This is a genomic window from Salinicola sp. 4072 (assembly GCF_036663415.1).
Lineage (GTDB): Bacteria > Pseudomonadota > Gammaproteobacteria > Pseudomonadales > Halomonadaceae > Salinicola > Salinicola salarius_A.
On the sequence record NZ_JAXOVV010000065.1, the window covers coordinates 1 to 1,773 of the forward strand.

Below are 1,773 nucleotides of genomic sequence, written 5' to 3' on the forward strand. Positions count from 1 at the left end.
TGCTCGGTTGAAGCCGTATCGCGCCATAGCGACGCGTTACGACAAGCTCAAGCGAAACTACGAAAGCATGGTGGCCTTAGCTTGTGGTTTTTTATGGCTGCCCATGTGAAACGTCAACAGACCCTAGGGTTTGAATAGCTGTCGGGTTCACGGTGATGGGGAGATCGCCCCTGCGGGAGTGACTGGCCCGCTTGACTCCCCATACTTGTGTTGTAAGCGCACCGTTGCAAGTACCGCCCATGATGGCCCGGTGGCCTAAACCGGCACCAACCGAGGCACTCTGTCAACGTTAGTGAAGGCTGTCCGAATTGGGATGTGGATTTATAGCTCCGGCGTCGACAGAGCTGAACCACGCGCTGCTCCTCGCCGCGTAACCTTTCCTCACTACCCATCTCGATCTCGACAGCGCTCCCGGAGGAGCGGTCTCGGTCATGTCCCCGGTAGGCTGATCAACCACTTTACCGAGTTGGGGGCGTCCGCGCCGCCGTAGCAGGCGGTGATTCTTAGCCACCAGGTGCGCTGCCGTGAGGAGGATCGCAGTCAGGAGGCCAAGGCCATACGCGCACAGCAATGCATGGATGTTATGCTGCCCTATGGGATTAGGTAAAAAGATACTGAGCCTAAAGTCCGATGCCTATGAGAACCTGGTTCACTTCCGCGGACAACGTCCGCTGCGTAGAGTGTTTCGATGTGGTCGCAGCTTGGTCGCAGACTGCAGCAATTAGATACCGTGTATGTAACTAGTGTAAAACTTCAAGCTATTGATTTTTCGACAAAATCCCGTAGCAAGCGCGGCCTGTGGTTGTCGAAAAACGGATTCAAAATCCGCCGCTGGAGACAGTGTGTCGGTTCGAGTCCGACCGCCGGCACCATTCCAACCCTTCAATTGCTCTCGATTTATCCTGTCCTCAGAGAGCGATATGAACACTCGAATCTGTAGGCTGAAGTGACACATATCGTGACGCTGGCCTTCCTTCGTTGCGACTGTGACACATTCAGGTGTCTCTTCCTATCCGGTGACCTTTTCCCGAATCTGGCCTCAACCGCTCTTTTCATATCCTCTATGCAAGAGCCGAGTATCTTCACCGCGCGCATGAAGTTGCCAAAGTTCTCCTGAACTGCCTAGGTTTTGTCTGAAAAGTCGTCGAGCGAAGGTCAGACAAGGCAAAAATCGGTGAAAAGACGGAGTTTACGCGGTGTAAATGAGTACTTTGAGCCGATTTTTAACGCCGTATAGCCGAGCGCAGGCAGTTTTCAGACAAAGCCTAGTCGCCTTGGTCATAGTGAAATAGCCATCCTCGCGGAAAGTAAATCGCAACCAGGAAGTTTGTGGGCTATTGAGCTATACAGAGTGGCGGATTGCTTATCAGGCAGGAGGTCATATGACTCGTACAGCACGTATCGAACCCATCAAGGAAGAAACGCAAGAGAGCATTATCGTGTCTGGCTGGCGCGTGGTAGACGTCACGGAGCCCAAAGGGAAGCGCGAGATTTCTCGGCATGAGACCGAGCCGCAAGCCATTGAAGCCGCTCGCAATTATGAACGCGAGACTTCCAGCGAGCCTGGATCACAGCCGGACGATACTCAGGACTACGAAGGTTCGGAACTTCCCCGCGACTAGCCATGAGGCATGATGGCTAACGTCCTACGCTTTGTCTGAAAAATGATGTCTTGCTAGCCTTTCCTCCCTCAGACTTGGAGGTATTGTCATGGCAGGACGTTACGAGATTTCCGATCAGGGTTGGACATTGATTGAAGATATCGTTTCGCCT

General features: G+C 53.1%; 1 protein-coding gene, 1 tRNA gene and 1 pseudogene. All 3 read left to right on the forward strand.

Annotated elements, in window-relative coordinates; translation table 11 throughout:
- Window positions 1-109 (forward strand): annotated as a pseudogene (locus tag R3F72_RS18430) (IS5/IS1182 family transposase); the annotation flags it as partial.
- 680 nt (window positions 110-789) lie between these two features.
- A tRNA-OTHER gene (locus R3F72_RS18435) sits at window positions 790-872 on the forward strand.
- A 510-nt stretch (window positions 873-1,382) separates the two neighbouring features.
- Entirely contained in the window at window positions 1,383-1,622 is a 240-nt protein-coding gene (locus R3F72_RS18440; protein WP_332780467.1) for a hypothetical protein, read from the forward strand.
- Window positions 1,623-1,773 lie beyond the last annotated feature (151 nt).

Bases quoted from the DNA above. Each gene is read 5' to 3' on its own strand.
- R3F72_RS18440 (WP_332780467.1), top strand. From the start codon at position 1,383: ATGACTCGTACAGCACGTATCGAACCCATCAAGGAAGAAACGCAAGAG.